The sequence below is a fragment of the Sphingobacterium sp. UBA6645 genome (genome assembly GCF_002455685.1).
Lineage (GTDB): Bacteria > Bacteroidota > Bacteroidia > Sphingobacteriales > Sphingobacteriaceae > Sphingobacterium > Sphingobacterium hotanense.
This window is the reverse complement of the sequence record NZ_DKLH01000050.1, coordinates 1-17,262: the sequence shown is the minus strand read 5'-3', so window position 1 is coordinate 17,262 and position 17,262 is coordinate 1. Positions and strand designations below refer to the sequence as shown.

The window sequence follows — 17,262 nt, the reverse complement described above, 5'->3', positions numbered from 1 at the left end:
GATTTACCTTAACAATTTATAAACTTTAAACCATGCAAACGAAAACAGAATACCTAATTTGGGACAAAATTGTCTCAAGTGCAAAAAGTCGTTTCGACGCGGAGCTCTATGCAAATAAGTTTAAAAATATGCAGCCCGAACTCTTCGACAAACTGGTTCTACACATTATTGTAGGGTTTGCATCGGGTGAAGATCATGAGTCTATCTCCACCAACTTACACAACGAATTAGACCACCTAGGGATTGATGTACGCGAAGGAATTATAGATACTATTATTTCCGACAAACATATTGTCTTTAGTCCCGAGATATACGCAGCCTACCTAACTTTCTCTATGCTTGAAGACGGGGCATCGGAAGCGGAGGTTCTAGGTTATGTTTGTGATCTCCTGGAAAACCCACACATCTACTAATCAGTACGCTAAATCGACAGTGAAAAACTGAATATAAAAGTTAATCTACCTGCTATTTCTGCGATAACGCCTAAGAAAAACTAGCTTTTTTTTGCGTAACTTTGCACCCATATGGAAACTGTTGTTAGTGGTATTAGAAGTACCGGAAAATTACACTTAGGAAATTACTATGGAGCGCTGAGCAATTTTGTGAAGATGCAGGATGAATATAACTGTTTCTTTTTTATTGCTGATTTACACTCCTTAACGACTCACCCGACGCCGCAAGACCTGAATAGCATGGTCCGCAACGTGGTGGTTGAATATTTAGCTGCAGGATTAGATCCTGAAAAATCTACCATCTATGTACAATCAGACGTACCTGAAGTAGCAGAGCTTTATTTATACATGAATATGAACGCTTACCTTGGTGAATTAGAAAGAGCAACTTCTTTCAAAGACAAGGTTCGCGCAAACCCAAATAACGTAAATGCTGGTCTATTGACCTATCCAGTGTTAATGGCTTGTGATATCTTAATCCATCATGGCGTTAAAGTCCCTGTTGGAAAAGACCAGGAGCAGCACTTAGAAATGACGAGAACTTTCGGTAATCGTTTCAACAGACTATACAATGTTGATTATTTCCAAGAGGCATTTGCTTTTGCTTATACAGACAAGTTGGTCAAAGTACCAGGCTTATCCGGACAAGGGAAAATGGGTAAATCAAATGGCGATGCAGACTGTATCTATTTATCCGATACGGAACAAGCAATCCGTAAAAAGATTATGCGCGCAGTGACGGACAATGGACCTACCGAGTTGAACCAAACAAAGCCCGAAGCCGTTCAAAATCTTTTTGATCTAATGAAGGTCGTATCTACAACTGATACGGTAGAGCATTTTGATGAACTATACAACAAATGTGAAATCCGTTATGGCGACTTCAAAAAGCAATTAGCCGAAGACATGGTCTTAGCGACAGCAGATGTACGTTCAAGAATCGAAAGCATCGGTCAAGACGATGAGTACATCAAAAAAGTGGTCAAAATGGGTGCTGAAAAAGCAGCAGCAAGCGCGCAGAAAACCATCAAAGAAGTTCGTGAAATCATAGGTCTTAAAAAACTGTTTTAATAGAAATTATGCATATAGCAATTGTTGGAAATATTGGTGCCGGTAAAACTACTTTAACAGAAAAACTTGCCAAACACTTAAACTTCGAACCTCAATACGAGGCCGTAGAAAACAATCCTTATCTAGAAGATTTTTATAGCGACATGAAACGCTGGGCGTTCAACCTACAGATCTTCTTCCTTAATAGCAGATTCCGTCATATCGTAGATCTTCAAAATCGTCAGATCAATATGATCCAGGACAGAACCATCTATGAAGATGCTTACATCTTTGCAGAGAACTTATATGATATGGGATTGATGAGCGCTAGAGACTTTGAAAACTACAGCGACATTTTTCAATCGATCATCCACTACATCAAACCGCCGGATTTATTGGTGTACCTGAAAGCCTCTGTTCCTACCCTAGTGAATAATATCCAAAAACGTGGTAGAGACTATGAATCAGGTATCCGTCTAGACTATCTTTCTAAACTAAATGATAAGTACGAAAAATGGATCGGGAACTACAAAGAAGGAAAACTTCTAGTCTTAGATAAAGACAACTTAGACTTCGCGAACAACCAAGAAGATCTAGGAAAAATAATCCAAAAAATCGAAGCTGAATTGTTTGGACTTTTCTAAAGAAAAACTTACAACAGCATAAAATAAGCATATCATATAAGCCAGAACTACGTTCTGGCTTTTTTTGAATGTGCATCATTTAAATTTCCGCGATGAACGTTGCTTCTCTCAGCGTTGCTGTCAAAAGACATAATTTGTATGACAAAAAAATATAGAGTTCCCTCTCCCATTCTAACTCATTTGTAGAAAATTGGCTAAAGAAAACGGAGCAGATTTTAAAAATGCGGTATCTAATATCTATTTTTGGGTATGAAAGTTATTGGAATAATACCAGCGCGCTACGATTCCACGCGATTCCCGGGTAAACCCTTGGTCGATATTGGCGGAATGACCATGATTCAACGTGTTTATAATCAGGTTAATCATGCGAGCAGTCTAAGTGAAGTGGTGGTCGCAACAGATGATCAGCGAATTTATGACCATGTAAAAAGCTTCGCCGGAAATGTCGTCATGACGAGTAGAGACCATCAGTCGGGTACCGACCGATGTGCAGAGGTGATACAGAACATCTCTGGTTTCGACACTGTGATTAACATTCAGGGCGACGAGCCTTTCATCGACCCACAGCAAATTGACCTGTTGGTTTCATGCTTTTCCGATCAAGATGTGCAGATTGCCACATTAATAAGAAAAATAACAGAGTTTGCCGATTTAGAAAACGTCAATAAACCAAAGGTTGTATTGAACGCGAAAAATGAGGCTATTTACTTCTCCAGACAACCTATTCCATATTTCCGGGGAAAAGAGATGAAGAGTTGGTTAAACGACGCAGAATACTTCAACCATATCGGTATCTATGGATACCGCGCAAACGTGTTGAAAGAACTTACGAAACTTCTCCTTTCCAATCTGGAGCGCATTGAATCGTTGGAACAATTACGATGGATTGACAACGGGTATAAAATCAAGACGGCAATATCCAGTCATGTTAATGACGCAATTGACACGCCAGAAGATCTAGACGCTATAAAAAGAAAGTACTTTAATGTGTAATATTATTGCCTATGGTCTGTATATCGGATAGTAGGCAATAAGTTTAAAAGACGCTCATAGTCGGAAAGACTAAGTTTGCCCATAGCGGATATAGCTTCTTTCAAGTCTGCGAACTGCGATTCGGTACGAATTCCCACTACGACACTTTTCACTGCATCATGTAGCAAGGGATATTTGAGCGCAACAGCAAGTGCCGGCACTTCCAAATCCTTAGCTATTGCATTTACCGCCTCTTGGGCAGCTTTAACCTCTTCCTCCGTAAACTCCAAGTATTTTTTTGCGGGTTTATCAATTAACAGCCCCTGCGCTAAGGCACCACGTACAAAAACCGCTACCTTAGCTTCATTTAGAAGATTTAGGTACTCCTCAGGCCGACGATCCAGCAAAGAATATTGCATTAGATTACTGGAAATATTGGTTTCTTCAGCATACTTTAAAAATACATTGGGCCGTATAGAGGAAATACCGTAGGCTTTAATTTTACCCTGCTCTTTCAGCAACTCGAAAGCCTCTATAATTTCATCGAAGGGATCGTCGATAGTACCGCCATGCAATTGGTAGTTATCAATATAGTCTGTTTGGAGATTGCGAAGGCTCACCTCAACAGCTCCGATAATATAGGATTTCGATGGAGCCCAGTCCCAACCAGATCCGTCTGCGCGCCATTTGTTACCGACCTTGGAAGCAATCGTCCAAGCAGCACGATTCTTCTTTGTGATTTCACCAATCAACTTCTCATTCTCGCCCTTGTCATACATATCCGCCGTATCGATATAATTGATGCCCAAGTCAAGTGCCTGATCCAATATATTACTGGCCAATTTCACGTCTTTGAAATCCAAAGACATGGCACCTAAAGATAATTCTGAAATTTGTATGTCGGTATGAGAAAGATTAGATTGATTCATGAGGTTCCTTGCTAATAATTTTTAATAATTCAACTTCGAATATTAAAGTGCTGTAAGCAGGAATTGGTCCACTGCTGCGTTCGCCGTAACCCAAGTCATAAGGAATAACAAAACGAGTCTTCCCTCCTACTTTCATCGTTGGAATGCCGATAATCCAGCCTGGTATCGTCCTACCAATTTCAATATCCAGGGGCTCATTGCGTTCATAGCTATTATCAAAAACAGTCCCGTCTGCAAGCGTCCCCTTATAATGAACAACTACCATATCATTTGGTTTGGGATGTAAGCCCGTTCCTTCTTGAAGTACCTGATATTGCAGACCTTCCTTAGTCGTAATGACGCCGGGTTTCTTTTTATTCTGATCTAAATAAGCCTGGGAGGCAGCTTCGGATTTTGCAATCTTTTCCTCGCCTAGTCGGTTTAGACCAGACCGTATGATCTCATTCGTCTGAGATTCCGTAAATCGTTGATCTTTCTTTTCTAGCGCTTGTTTGATTGCCTTTGCGAGTACATCTTGATTCACCTGGAAATCCAGTTGTTTTAAATTCCTACCCACATCCAACCCCAAAGCATAGCTTAAAGAATCATTTGCAGTTTTTAAAGATTGTGCGGACGTGTTTAGTGCGAAACAGATGGATAATAATCCAAGTATTAATCTCATTCTTAGCTGTGTTTTTTTATGATCTTCTCCACAATATCAGCAGTACAGTCCGGGTAATCGACGGTAACTCGAGACTTGGCATTCAGCCATGCCTCCATATCATATTCGTATTTCTTTTTTAGCGATTTAACGACCGGAACACCGATTTCCTCTAGGGAAGCGGCATTCAAATGCTGCTCATATTGGTTCTTCATAGGTATAACCAATAATTTCTTTCCCAAATATAAGGCTTCAGCGGGGGTTTCAAAGCCTGCACCACATAAAATACCCGAAGCACTTGCCATACTTTGAACAAAAGCATCGCTATTGATGGGATTTATGGAAACATTTTTTTGCTTGAATGGTCTCTTGTTATGCTTGGAATAGACTTCCCACTTAATATCGGGAAACCGCGTCAATTGTTTAATGAGGTGCGCATCATCGTATGAAGGCAGATAGACGGTGTAATGACCATTATCTACCCTGTCTAATTGACGAACAGATTGTCGGATTACAGGCGTAAAGATATGGCTAGCATACGACTTGAAATGGAACCCATAGGAATTGGTGGAAGGCGCATAGTTTTTCATAATGAACTTGCCTAACATATCGGCTTCTTCAGGCTTCGGACTTGCGGGATCGAATGCGCCGATTTGATGGCTTAGTCCAATGCAAGGCTTTTCCTTGAAATAACAGCCCCATGCGGAGATAGGTTCAAAATCGTTGATCACCAAATCATAGTCCTCAACCGGCACCGAGTTCACTTCCTTGACGAATTTGCGAACCGTAGAGGCCATAAAGGTTTTCCATAAATCTACACCGCCGGATTTACCAAAGATAAAGCTTAAACCATGGTATCGATATTTGACTTCGAAAGGTAGTTGAATATCCGCTTGGATACCACTTACTAAGACGTCCACTTGACCGTGGGCTTGCAGGCAGGGAATAACGTCAATTGCCCTTGTTAAATGTCCATTTCCTGTACCCTGTACAGCATACAAAATTTTCATCTACAGCTTGATTGAGCCTCAAAGTAACGAAAAACGATTAATAACTTATCATTAAATTCATTATTCTTTTATTAAACATAGCTATATTTCGATAAACCGATGTTCGAACAATGAAAACGCTATTCGCAGCTGTTCTATTGATTCTTTTTGCCGCTTCCTTACAATCCTGGGGCTTTTTTGCGCATCGTACTATAAATAAGCACGCTACATACTCCCTACCGTCAGATTTAGCACCGTTCTTTAAAAAGCATCTGTATGCTATTACCGAAAAAGCGATCAACGCCGATAAACGAGTTTATATAGACAGCGCAGAGTCCACCCGGCATTTTATCGATCTGGATCGTTACGAGCACTTGTCCGATTCATTGGTAGTACCTTGGTTCAAGCTCAATAAAAGGCTACAGCAGCATGATTTATTGAAGCGAGGTATTGTTCCCTGGCAGATAGATCTAACCTATAGGAAGCTTCTAAAGGCATTCCATCAGAAAAATACGAAGGCTATCATTCGACATGCTGCCGATCTGGGGCATTATGCTTCAGATGCGCATGTCCCTTTGCATACTACTAGTAATTATAATGGGCAACTGAGCGGGCAAGTCGGAATTCATGCGCTCTGGGAAACGCGCTCGCCCGAGCGCTTTATGCATTCCTATGATCTATATGTGGGAAAGCCTGTTTACATAGATAATGTAGTCGAATTTGCGTGGAATGCCGTACATGAAAGTCATGCACTATTAGACTCTGTTTTTGAGTTAGAAAAAAAGGTAAGCGCTAGCATGTCTCATCGGATGAAGAAAAGCTATGTCCTACGAAATAATTTATTAATGTTGAACTATAGCGACGAGTTTTGCGAGCGATATCATGAGGCCATGAATGGCATGGTCGAGCGGAGAATCCGCAAGGCAATACATGCTACGGCATCACTTTGGTATTCGGCGTGGATCGATGCCGGACAACCCGATCTAAGCAAACTTGCCCCATTCGAAATAAAAAAGGATAGCATTCCATATCAGCGTCTTAGTCCGAAAGGCCGCGAAGAATGGCATTAAGGCTTGGCGATTTCTAGTTTTTATTTACCTTTGAGAAATTTTTTTCTATGTTATCGAAGAAACTTTTACTAATATTTAGTATTACACCAAGCTTCTTATTAGCCCAACAGAACGACACAACCCAATTAAAAGAAGTCATTATTCAAGAGAACAGATTGCTGATTCCTTTTGATCAACGTAATAGAAACATTCAAATTATCAGTCAAGAAGAAATACAGGCTTTGCCTAGCACAAGCATCAACGAAGTATTGCGCTATGCAGCGGGCGTTGACATCCGTCAGCGTGGCCCATTCGGCACACAAGCCGATATCGGAATCGATGGTGGTAGCTTCGATCAAACCCTGATCCTGATCAATGGTGTTAAATTGTCTGATCCACAGACAGGACATCATATGCTTAACTTGCCAGTGCCGCTATCGGAGATTCAGCGCATTGAAATATTGAGAGGACCTGTATCTCGCATCTATGGAATCAATGGGTTAACAGGCGCCGTTAATATCGTGACGAAACAGGCTGAATCTAACAGTGTATTTGTGCAAGTCAATGGCGGTAGTTCTTTTAAGAAAGTCGAAGAGGAAGCTGGGAAGGACGGCATTTACTACGCGAATGGTCTGCAGTTAGGTGGCTCTTTTGTTAGAAAGACACATCAGCATCAGCTTTATTTTGGAAAAGAACACAGCAACGGGCAGCGCTATAACAGCGGTGCCGACAATAAAAAACTGTACTACCAAAATCAGATAAGCCTAGCACCGGACCACCGCATCCAAATGATGGCCGGATACATCAATAATGAATTCGGTGCAAATGGATATTATGCTGCTCCAGGCGACAAAGAGTCGGAGGAATTAGTAGAAACCGTGATCTCGAGTATTTCATCGCACCATCAATTAAATAAGTGGTACTTAAGTCCTCGTATCAGCCATCGCTACAACGAAGACGACTATCGTTATTTTCGCCACGATCTAAGCAAAGGACGTAGCAAGCATTACACCCAGACGTTAAGCACCGAATTGCATGCTCGCTATCAAACGGCCTTAGGCGATTTAGGAATCGGTGCGGAAGCCCGGTTTGAAGATATCAGCAGTTCCAACATCGGGAAACACAGCCGGGAGAATTATGGATTCTTTACGGAATTTAGAACTACTAAATTCGATAGGTTTGATATCAATGTGGGGGCTTATGTCAACTACAATAGCGATTATGATTGGGAAGTATTCCCAGGTATCGACATCGGTTTTCAAGCAACGGACAACCTGCGTCTTTCCGTAAACAGTGGAACAAGCCAACGCATTCCTACATTTACGGACCTTTACCTTAATCAACGTCCTGGTAATATTGGAAATCCTGATCTAAAGAGTGAATCCGCATGGCAGAATGAAATCGGCCTGCAGTACACGAGAAACAAATTTAGCTTCCAAGCAGGATACTTCTATCGCGATATAAACCGATCTATAGATTGGCTTAGAGCGAGTACCGATGTTCCATACCAAGCTCAGAACTTAGGCAATAATAAAACCCATGGTGTTTATTCCAATCTAGGTTATAAGACCGCATTTCGAACTGATCAGCATATGATGGTAAACTTAGCGTATACCTATTTAAATCCTTCGATTATAAACGACTATAAGAATACGATAATCAAATATGGTATTGAGAGTTTAAGACACCAGGGACAGGCAACGGTGAGCTATTCATTCAAAACATGGTCGATTACTTCTGCCAATCGGTGGTTGGAACGCAGCTCCTCCAACTCCTATTTTGTATCAGATTTACGCTTAGCATACTCCAAAAAGAGTATTTCAATTTTTGCGGATATACAGAATATCTTTGATGAAAAGTATATTGAAGTTGGTGCTGTGCCAATGCCTACTCGATGGGCAAATTTGGGATTACGATATCAATGGGTTCAGCGATAAGAACAGAATTAACAAAAGATAAAAAAAGGGGATCTCGTTAAAAGATCCCCTTTTTTATGCTTAGAAGCAATTATAAGGACTATAATTGTTTGTCTAATTTCTCTGCTAGAACTGATTTTGGTACTGCACCGATTTGTTTGTCAACAATCTCACCGTTCTTGAAGAACAATAATGCAGGAATATTACGGATACCGTAACGAACGGAGATATCCGGGTTGTTATCCACATTCACCTTACCAACTACTGCTTTTCCTTCGTATTCAGTAGCAATTTCGTCCACTAATGGACCAACCATACGACATGGACCACACCATTCAGCCCAAAAATCGATAAGCACTGGTTTATCTGATTTTAACACAACCTCTTCGAAGTTGCTGTCTGTAATTTCTAATGCCATATTTATTTAATTAATTTATGATTTATAGTTCTAAATATAAACAAAGATAATGAATACCCTTGTATTGCTATTTGTTCTGTGTTAACATTTTTTCTATTGGCTATCAATTTAATCTATAATTCACGCCTTCCAGAGCCTCTAAGCCATCTAAAAACTCGTTTGTGATAAAGATTTTACGCTTTTTAACCGGCATTTCGATGGATAGCTTATCCTGCTCGTCCATGATTTTGAACTTTAACTGACAATTTGCCTCCTGTCCTTCCACCTGCGTACAAGAAATCAACTGATTTAGAGTACTCATAAACTCCGTGTCGAGCACATGCAGCGGAAATTGAATAGTGAAACTCTTCGCCATCTTCTCGCGCAGATCCGACAAAAGTTGAATATTCTTCAACTCAAAGCCCCAGTTGCCAACCTGCTTGAAGCGTTCCTGAACAAGACCACGGATCTGTACAAAATACCCTTCCTGAAGATATCCTTTAAACTTGACGTAATCTTCACCGAATACCATGATCTCGTATGAGTCCCAATAATCCTCAATGATAAATGACCCGAATGGCTTTCCGGATTTCGCTACGCGATGATTCGCCAGCGCGATAATTCCGCCCAATACGACCTCTTTATTCTTGATGCGATTGAAATCTAACAGAACCTCCTGATCAACTTCAGAAGCTTTCGCCTTATTGATTAACTGTAAGTCGGTTACATTGTTTGGACAAAAATGTCTCAATTCAAACTTATAGTTATCTAAAGGATGGCTGGTTAGGTAAATCCCGATTACATCCTTTTCATATTTCAATTTTTCAATTAAGCCCCATTGCGGACATGGAGTTAAGCTCGGTTCGGGTAATTCCACCGCTCCGCCTGCCCCAAATAGACTTACCTGTGCAGAGTTTTCATTCTCCCTGAATTTATGTGCGAACTTCAACGCTTTTTCTATACCGCTAGGATTGTCCGAATCGGAGTAAAAGTACTGTGCACGATGGGTATCAGAAAACGAGTCAAAGCCGCCTCCATACGCAAGGCTTTCGAAAGCCTTCTTATTGATCATTCGTAAATCAACGCGCTTCGCCAAGTCAAAGATCGACTTATAAGGTTCGCCTTCTCGGCTCTGAACAATAGTTTCTACCGCCCCGGCACCAACACCTTTCACTGCTCCCATACCGAAGCGAATCGCTCCTTCCTCGTTTACTGTAAATTTATAATGCGACTCATTGACATCTGGTCCTAAAACCGTTAAGCCCATTCTTCTACACTCTTCCATAAAGAAAGTTACCTGCTTAATATCGTTCATGTTGTTCGATAAAACCGCAGCCATATATTCCGCAGGGTAATGCGCTTTTAAGAATGCCGTTTGGTATGCAATCCATGCATAACAGGTTGAGTGCGACTTGTTGAAGGCATACGATGCAAAGGCTTCCCAGTCGGTCCAAATTTTCTCTAATACTTTAGGATTATGTCCCTTTTCTGCGGCCTGATCGATAAACTTAGGCTTCATCTTATCCAAGACTGCCTTTTGCTTCTTACCCATCGCCTTACGCAAAACGTCGGCATCACCTTTCGAGAATCCGGCTAATTTTTGCGATAAAAGCATTACCTGCTCCTGATAAACTGTAATACCGTAGGTTTCGGCCAAGTATTCTTCGCAGGCATCGACGTCATACGTGATCGGTTCTATCCCATGCTTACGCTTAATAAAGGAAGGAATGTATTCCATCGGCCCCGGGCGATATAATGCGTTCATGGCAATTAAATCGGCAAAGACCGTAGGCTTCAGTTCCTTCATGTATTTCTGCATCCCGGGCGACTCATATTGGAAGATACCAATCGTTTCACCGCGTTGGAAAAGCTCATAGGTCAGCGTGTCTTCAATATCAAAAGCTTCCGGATCCAGATCGACACCATGGCGCAACTTGACGTTCTGCACGGTATCTTTAATCAAGGTTAAGGTCTTTAAACCCAAGAAGTCCATCTTTAACAGACCCGCACTTTCGACGACCGAGTTATCATACTGGGTAACGTAGAGGTCGGAGTCTTTCGCCAAAGAAACCGGTACGAAATTGGTAATATCGTCTGGCGTAATAATAACACCACAGGCGTGAATACCGGTATTGCGCATGGAGCCTTCCAATACCCTAGCCTGCTTAATTGTCTCTGCCTCTAATCCAGCGCCATCGGCTAAACCTTTCAATCGGTTAACCGCCTCTAGTTCTTCGCTGCGAAGCACCTCTTTCAGCGCCTTATCTTCCATATTGAAGATCTTGCTCAGCTTCAAATTGGGAATCAACTTAGCAATCTCGTTGGCATCCGCCAATGGAAGATCCAGCACACGCGCCGTATCTTTGATAGAGGACTTTGCAGCCATCGTTCCGTAAGTAATGATTTGAGCTACCTGAGACGAACCATACTTATCGATTACATATTGCATAACACGTCCACGGCCCTCGTCATCAAAGTCGATATCAATATCGGGCATGGATACACGGTCAGGATTTAAGAAACGCTCAAATAGCAAATCATATTTGATTGGGTCGATATTTGTAATTCCTAAACAATAGGCAACGGCTGATCCTGCTGCCGAACCACGTCCCGGACCTACCGATACTCCCATATTTCTTGCTTCTGCAATAAAGTCTTGTACAATCAAGAAATAACCCGGATAACCGGTTTTTTCAATCGTAGCGAGCTCAAAGTCTAAGCGTTCGCGGATATCGTCAGTAATCTCCGCATATCGCCTTGCGGCCCCTTTGTATGTTAAATCTTTTAAATAGGCGTTCTCTCCTCGCTTGCCTCCATCAACTTCGTCTTCCGCGTGTTGGAACTCTTCCGGAATCTCAAACTTTGGAAGTAATACTTCACGAGCTAAAACATAGGTTTCCACCTTATTTAAGATCTCATCGATATTGATAATGGCTTCCGGTAGATCTTCAAAAACCTTCTTCATCTCTTCAGACGATTTGAAGTAGTATTCCTGATTCGGCAATCCAAAGCGGAACCCCCTTCCTCTACCTTTCGGCGTAGAAAGCTTCTCTCCGTCTTTTACACATAGAAGGATATCGTGCGCATGCGCATCTGCCTTATTGACGTAATAGGTGTTGTTCGTTGCAATAATTTTCACCGCATGTTTGCGCGCCAACTGAATTATTGCTTCGTTCACACGATTTTCATCTTCCTGACCATGGCGCATGACTTCGATATAGAAGTCTTCGCCAAAGCGTTCTTTCCACCATAACAGCGCTTCTTCAGCCTGCACCTCACCAATATTCAGCAATTTACTTGGCACCTCACCCTGCAGGTTTCCAGAAAGAACGATTAAATCTTCTTTATACTTTTCGACTATCTCTCTATCGATACGAGGTACATAATAGAATCCCTCTGTATAAGCGGCAGAAGCCATCTTAGCGAGGTTATGATAACCGTTTTTATTCTTAGCCAGAAAAACAACTTGGTAGCCGTTGTCTTTTCTAGATTTATCTTTTCTATTCTCACAGATGAAGAATTCGCACCCGACAATGGGCTTGATCGGAACGCCATCGAAGGCTTCACCTTTTTCTTCGGCTTCCTTTTGCTTTGCTTCAAGATCTTTGTTATAGCCTAATACTTTATTCACGAAGTGAAATGCCCCCATCATGTTTCCATGATCGGTCATCGCCACAGCCGGCATCTTTTGTTTTGCAGCGGCCTGTACGAGGCTATCAATAGAAATCGTTGACTGTAATACAGAAAACTGTGTATGATTATGTAAATGCGCAAAATTAGCATTCGCCAATGCCTCCAGCGTGTCGGCATCGATTTTTACAACCCTCGGCGCTGGTTCTGTTTTCTCACGAATTGCGTCTGAAGCCGCTTTTAAGTTGACATGTTTTAAACCGACAGACTCGACGACCTCAGGGTGCTGCTGCTTAAATTCTACAAAATAGCCCGTATCAACCTGTAGTTCTTCAGCTTTAAAGACATTACGTCTTACCAGCTCAAAGAAACAGCGAGTGGTTGCTTCAACGTCGGCAGTCGCATTGTGTGCCTCCGCAAAAGGAACCCCGAATAAATAGCTATGTAATTCGGTCAGGTTTGGTAATTTGAATCGACCTCCGCGACCCCCAGGAAGTTTTAATAGTTCTGCAGTAACCTCCGTACAGGTATCCAAGATCGGCATGGACGCCATCGGACTATCGACCGAATAGCGATGGAACTCACAGCCCATCACATTGATATCAAAACCAATATTCTGTCCAACGACAAATTTAGCCTTCGCTAATGCCTCATTGAATTTTACTAGAACATCGGTCAATGGAATACCTTCCTCTTCGGCTAAGGCTGTTGAAATACCGTGTATCTTTTCGGAATCATAAGGAATATTAAAGCCATCAGGTTTGATCAAGTAATCCTGATGTTCGATCATCCTTCCCATCTCATCGTGGAGCTGCCAAGCAATTTGAATACACCTAGGCCAATTATCCGTGTCTGTTATCGGCGCATCCCATCTTTTCGGCAATCCCGTCGTTTCTGTATCGAAAATTATATACATAGTTTATCCCCTCTTGAACTAACAAAAATACTCAATAAAATCAATAATATTCCATAGGCGAAAGTAACATCAATATCATTATTGTTAACGCAATAAATACTAAGGAATTATGAACCAAAGACAAGTCATCAAGCAGTTAATGACTTTTGTTACCTCTTTCAGAGCCCTATCAAACCCAATCCGAAAGGGTTCTGAAAGGGTTATACATTGGGTTTGAAAGGGGTTTGAATAGTAGTTAGTAGATAGTAGTTAGTATTAAGACGTTATTTAGATATTAGATATGAGATGTGAGATATTAGAGTATGGCTATTATTTAGATATTAGATATGAGATGTGAGATATTAGAGTATGGCTTCCGAAGTAAGTAAGGAAGGAAGGATTGTTTTAAATGTTTGGTTTAGGAAGGGAATGTTGTTTTGAACGTTTGGTTTAGGAAGGAACGTTTGTCTTGAATCAGGAAAGAAAGGATTTGAGGATGGGCAGGATCGGGTGGAAAGATAAAAGGAATGTTGTCTTTGAACCAGGAAAGGAAGGATTTGAGGATGGGCAGGATCGGGTGGAAAGATAAAAGGAATGTTGTCTTTGAACCAGGAAAGGAAGGATTTAAGGATGGACAGGATCGGGTGGAAAGATAAAAGGAATGTTGTCTTTGAACCAGGAAAGGAAGGATATGAGGATGGACAGGATCCTGATTATACTTACATCCTTTCTTTCCTGGTTCAAAACAATACTCTAATGTCTAAAATCTAATATCTTATTTAAGAATAACCACCTCTACTCGTCTATTTTTTTGGCGGCCTTCCGGCGTTTTGTTGTCTGCTATCGGTTTTGATTGACCTAATCCTTTTGTTGAGATTCTAGCGTCTGCGATTCCGGCGTCTACTAAGAATTTCTTTACTGATGCTGCGCGTTTATCGGATAGCCATTGGTTATATTCTGCGGTTCCGGTTGCATCGGTATGTCCATCTACGCGTACTTTCGCTTTTTGATCTTTTAATACTTTCACTAATTTGCTTATCTCTTGTTTTGCGTTGTCTGACAGGTAAGAAGAGTTTGTTGGGAACAATAAGTCTGAGGAAATGGATACTAAGATCCCCTCGTCAGTTTGTTGTACATCCTTGAACTCACGTTTTACATTTTTCAGACCATCGTCGGTGCCGTCCTTGCTAACAACTGCGCCAGGATTCACAACCATAGATTGCTGCTTACAAGAAAAAAATGTTATGCTCGAAATTAAAATTAGTGCTAATAAATTGATGCGTTTCATGTGTATGGATTCTTTGTTGTTGCTGTAAATATAATATTTTATCCCTAATTATCTTACTTCTTAAAAAGCCTTTGTTCAACCGCTTGAATCTCAGGAATCTGCTGGTATAGTTTCCAGATAAATCCGGTCTTCGCGTTCTCTAATAACAAGGCGACGTTCGCTTGGTTACTAGCGACATACTCGTCGGACACATCATTGCTACGTAAGTCGACCCACGAGCGGAACCCGTATTCGGAGAAAAGGAAGGCTCCGAATTCGTGATACAGTGCATTCAATGATTTGATAGAGCGTTGGTTGTCTAAGAAAATACTGGCTACAGAAATTGCAGGGTTTATTCGGAATGTTCCTATGCTGTCGTTACGTTGTTGAAATCCCCAGATGTCGGAATTGCTGGTCCCCACTCCCATTTCATTGTCTCTACGTTTGACGACACGGGCATAACTGCCTACAACTTCCGCGAGATTATAGTCTTTCAATTTCGCCAACTTCGGGTTGATCGTTACGAAGGGTCTGTACATTTCCAATAAATTACCATCCGGTGCTCCAAAAGGCAATTCTACTCCATACATAATCGTATCTTGAAAGGCTGAAACACGGTATAAGGAATCCTGGTTGCCATGATCTATACCGTCAGGAAACAATGAATTTTGTCTAACAGAATCGCTCACTGTCGAATCGGCAAATAGGCTTGAGGTTACTTCAGCCCTGGAAACATACTTGCTTTCTATAGCATTTGAGAAGGACGCGATGGGAATGTTCGAGCGCGTCGAGGCCATGGCTAACATGTAGGCATTAAGCCCCAAGTTAACTCCTACAATAGGCTCGGAAACGAAATACTCATCCAGCATATCTACGTTGGAACGTAGTGTCTGCGGATCATATGGCATCGTAACTGCTTTCCAGTCCATCCGCTCCCAAATATCGCTGATGCCTCTTCTAATCTCTTTCTCTGCTTCATCGTCACCTTTTAGGTATTGCCTAACAACGAGCAATGCCTCCATGATGGCCGCGGATGATTCTACATCGTACTGAGGTCGACGGTCGAAGTATTCAGGGATACCCTTACGGCCGTCGTAATAAGATGGGAAGAAGCCATGTTTATTCTGCGCAGTAGCTAAGAACTTCACGATTCGTTTAACGCGGCTAATAAATAATGGACGAGAGATGAAATTCTTTTCTACGCCTACCATTAAACTAAGGATTGCCCCTCCTGTTTCCTTTACCGATACAATCGCTTTTTCTTTCATTCTAAAGGGCATATGCATGCCCGTGTTGATATCATAGTTCTCTACGAAGTAGTTGATATGCGCAATCTGAATCAGTGAGAAAAGCTCATCATCAGATATCTTTTTTGGCTGTACTTCCTGCACCGCAGATAGAGGTGATTCCTTGTAATTATAATCAAGCCAAGCGATCTTGTAGTAATACGTTTTATCCAATACCGGCACGTAGTCCAAACAGCGTTGCATGTAGGTAGGGCGTATAGAAATCGGTACGAAATCTTTGTTATCCTCGGACCTGTAGATCTTCACATAACGGATGCTCTGCGTCAAGGGTACTTGCCATTGCAAATCGACATGATTGCCATAGGCTGTAGCTTTGGCTAATACTGCAGCTGATGTTAAAGGAACTTTTGAATAGTTTGCCGGAAGGAACTCGATTTGATCCAGAAAGAGCTGATGCGTGCTTTTAGAATCGTTGAGCTGTCGTAGGATAATTCCAGAGATATGTTCTTCGACATTTAATCCTGCGAATTCTTTGACAGGAATACGAACATCCAGCCAGGCATCTTTTTTGAATCCTTGCACGTAATTTCCTATCGCTAAACTTACCGATTGGTTATCGCGCTGCTTGATGGAAATCGATGGCAAATGTTCGGATTTGGTATTCCCCGAGCCTACATAGAGTTTGAAGCTCAGGACATCATCATTCGAAAGTCGATAATGGAATTTCTGGCGACTATAGCGAATCGTCACATTCCAATCTCCTTGGGGATGGGAAAGATAGCGCAAGGATAGCGCGTTACCAGGCGTAAAGAATAGCGTATCCGATACGAGAAGATGTTTATTTACATTCTCTACCCAGCTCTTCCCACTATAATCTACCAAGCTCCGGGCATACGTGCCCTTTACCAGGCTGTTATCAAACACCACCTCCGGATATGTTTCTGCATTTGCGGTCGATCCAAACAAACAGAACAAAAGAATAGGAATTAGTTTAAGTCGCATAAGGCAATAATAATGGACAAAAATAGCGAATTTTCCCTCTAGAAACGAGTTTTAACATTGAATTCAAGGTTCGTGATAAAATTATTACGCACATTTTAAGCCTGTTGCGATAAAAGGGTAAGAAATATTTTTGCAGTTTCTGTTTTCTCTCTATATTTGCAGCACGTCAAGCGAAAGTAGCTC

Annotated in this window: 13 protein-coding genes; 6 read left to right on the top strand and 7 right to left on the bottom strand. The window is 41.6% G+C overall.

Annotated elements, in window-relative coordinates; translation table 11 throughout:
* Positions 1–32 precede the first annotated feature (32 nt).
* From B2400_RS09555 to kdsB, 4 genes are all read left to right on the top strand, one after another.
* A complete protein-coding gene (locus B2400_RS09555; RefSeq protein WP_149526235.1) occupies positions 33–413 on the top strand; it encodes a hypothetical protein in 381 nt (126 codons plus the stop codon).
* 111 nt (positions 414–524) lie between these two features.
* Positions 525–1,523 carry a tryptophan--tRNA ligase gene (gene trpS, locus B2400_RS09550; RefSeq protein ID WP_293932941.1) on the top strand — a complete coding sequence of 333 codons (999 nt, stop codon included), beginning with the start codon at positions 525–527 and terminating at the stop codon, positions 1,521–1,523.
* An 8-nt stretch (positions 1,524–1,531) separates the two neighbouring features.
* Positions 1,532–2,146: a deoxynucleoside kinase gene (locus tag B2400_RS09545; protein ID WP_149526237.1), complete on the top strand. Its 615-nt coding sequence runs from the start codon at positions 1,532–1,534 to the stop codon at positions 2,144–2,146.
* Positions 2,147–2,395: 249 nt separating this feature from the next.
* Positions 2,396–3,139, top strand: coding sequence for a 3-deoxy-manno-octulosonate cytidylyltransferase (kdsB, locus tag B2400_RS09540; protein WP_293932938.1), 744 nt, complete (start codon positions 2,396–2,398; stop codon positions 3,137–3,139).
* Between the two features lie 2 nt (positions 3,140–3,141).
* Here the strand turns inward: kdsB and B2400_RS09535 are convergent, their stop codons facing one another.
* Genes B2400_RS09535 through B2400_RS09525 form a run of 3 tightly spaced genes read right to left on the bottom strand, consistent with a single transcriptional unit; the run spans position 3,142 to position 5,697 of the window.
* Positions 3,142–4,047, bottom strand: coding sequence for an aldo/keto reductase (locus B2400_RS09535; RefSeq protein WP_293932936.1), 906 nt, complete (start codon positions 4,045–4,047; stop codon positions 3,142–3,144).
* Complete coding sequence (locus B2400_RS09530; RefSeq protein WP_293932934.1) at positions 4,034–4,708, bottom strand: FKBP-type peptidyl-prolyl cis-trans isomerase; 675 nt, start codon at positions 4,706–4,708, stop codon at positions 4,034–4,036. The genes B2400_RS09535 and B2400_RS09530 overlap by 14 nt, the downstream gene beginning before the upstream one ends.
* A gap of 2 nt (positions 4,709–4,710) precedes the next feature.
* The gene (locus B2400_RS09525) at positions 4,711–5,697 is read right to left on the bottom strand and encodes a glycosyltransferase family protein (RefSeq protein WP_293932932.1); all 987 of its coding nucleotides are present in this window, start codon (positions 5,695–5,697) and stop codon (positions 4,711–4,713) included.
* Positions 5,698–5,807: 110 nt separating this feature from the next.
* On the opposite strand from B2400_RS09525, the gene B2400_RS09520 reads away from it, so the two are divergent.
* Together B2400_RS09520 and B2400_RS09515 are read left to right on the top strand one after the other, a co-directional pair.
* Positions 5,808–6,746, top strand: a complete 939-nt coding sequence (locus B2400_RS09520) for a zinc dependent phospholipase C family protein (protein ID WP_293932930.1) — start codon at positions 5,808–5,810, stop codon at positions 6,744–6,746.
* A gap of 47 nt (positions 6,747–6,793) precedes the next feature.
* Entirely contained in the window at positions 6,794–8,662 is a 1,869-nt protein-coding gene (locus B2400_RS09515; protein WP_293932928.1) for a TonB-dependent receptor plug domain-containing protein, read from the top strand.
* Between the two features lie 79 nt (positions 8,663–8,741).
* On the opposite strand, the gene trxA is transcribed toward B2400_RS09515, so the two are convergent.
* The 4 genes from trxA to B2400_RS09495 all read right to left on the bottom strand — a co-directional run bounded on the left by trxA (position 8,742) and on the right by B2400_RS09495 (position 17,079).
* Positions 8,742–9,059 carry a thioredoxin gene (gene trxA / locus B2400_RS09510; RefSeq protein WP_149526244.1) on the bottom strand — a complete coding sequence of 106 codons (318 nt, stop codon included), beginning with the start codon at positions 9,057–9,059 and terminating at the stop codon, positions 8,742–8,744.
* Between the two features lie 103 nt (positions 9,060–9,162).
* Positions 9,163–13,584, bottom strand: coding sequence for a DNA polymerase III subunit alpha (gene dnaE, locus B2400_RS09505; RefSeq protein ID WP_286651447.1), 4,422 nt, complete (start codon positions 13,582–13,584; stop codon positions 9,163–9,165).
* A 754-nt stretch (positions 13,585–14,338) separates the two neighbouring features.
* Positions 14,339–14,851, bottom strand: coding sequence for an OmpA family protein (locus tag B2400_RS09500; RefSeq protein WP_293932925.1), 513 nt, complete (start codon positions 14,849–14,851; stop codon positions 14,339–14,341).
* A gap of 53 nt (positions 14,852–14,904) precedes the next feature.
* Positions 14,905–17,079 (bottom strand): glucoamylase family protein, encoded by a 2,175-nt coding sequence (locus tag B2400_RS09495; protein ID WP_293932923.1) that lies wholly within the window; start codon positions 17,077–17,079, stop codon positions 14,905–14,907.
* Positions 17,080–17,262: the final 183 nt, after the last annotated feature.